Origin of the sequence: Kitasatospora sp. NPDC093558 (genome assembly GCF_040683475.1) — a bacterium.
In the GTDB taxonomy this organism is placed as follows: Bacteria; Actinomycetota; Actinomycetes; order Streptomycetales; family Streptomycetaceae; genus Kitasatospora.
Window position 1 is genome coordinate 1 of record NZ_JBFBDY010001365.1, and the last position, 1093, is coordinate 1093.

1 protein-coding gene is annotated in these 1093 nt (G+C 72.9%); it reads left to right on the forward strand.

The features are described from left to right. Positions 1-42 precede the first annotated feature (42 nt). On the forward strand, positions 43-1093 hold a 1051-nt coding region (locus AB0O00_RS41015), incomplete at its 3' end, for an AMP-binding protein (protein WP_363659742.1).

Here is a 1093-nt window from a genome sequence, read left to right on the forward strand (position 1 = left end):
ACCTCCCCTGCCCACACGAAACTTCGTGGGCGCATCGTATCCGTGCGGGCCACGGGCCTCTACAGAATTTCCTGGGTCGCCTCCAGGCGCTCCCGGACGCTCGCCCCGGCGCCGCTCGCCGAACTCGCCGACGGCGCGGGCGGCACCCCCTTCGAACCGGTGCCGGCCGGGCTGGAGGACCGGGCCATGGTGTTCTTCACGTCCGGCAGCACGGGCGTCCCCAAGGGGGTGCTCATCCCGCACCGCGCGGTCACCCGGATGTTCGGCCCGGGCGGTCTGGACGGGTTCGGTCCCGGGCACGTCACCCCGCAGGTCGCACCCGGGGCCTGGGACATGTACGCGTTCGAGCTGTGGGGCCAGCTGACCACCGGCGGCACCGTCGTCGTGGTCGATGAGAACCACCTCATGCCCAGCCGGCTGCGCAGCCTCGTCGCGGACGAGGGCGTCGACACGGTCTGGCTGACGACCTCCCTGTTCAACCTGGTCGTCGACGAGGACCCGGACGCCTTCGAGGGCCTGGGGACGCTCTACGTAGGGGGCGAGAAGCAGTCCCCCAAGCACGTCGCACGGTTCCTGGAGCGCTTCCCCGCGCTGCCGATCTGGAACGGCTTCGGCCCCGCCGAGAACTGCATGCTGACGACGGTGCACCGGATGGTGCCGGCCGACACCGCCGCGCCCTCGGGCATCCCGGTGGGCGTGCCGGTGCCCGGCACGACCGTGGTCCTGCTGCGCGAGCACGGAACGCCCGCCGCGCCCGGCGAACGCGGCGAGATCGTCGCCGTCGGCCCCGGCGTGGCCCTGGGCTACCTGAACAACGAGACGCTGACGCGCGAGCGGTTCCCGGTCCTGGAGATCGCCGGCGAGCGGCGGCCCGTCCTGCGCACCGGCGACGTCGGCATGTTCGACGACGACGGGGTCCTGCACTACTACGGCCGCCGCGACCGGCAGATCAAGCTCAGCGGCAACCGGATCGAGCTCGGGGACGTCGAGGCCGCCGCCTCCGCGATCCCGGAGATCCGCACCTGCGCCGCCGTCGCCCGCACCGACGAGGGCGGGACGGTCGACCACATCGCGCGCGTCTACACCCTCGCCG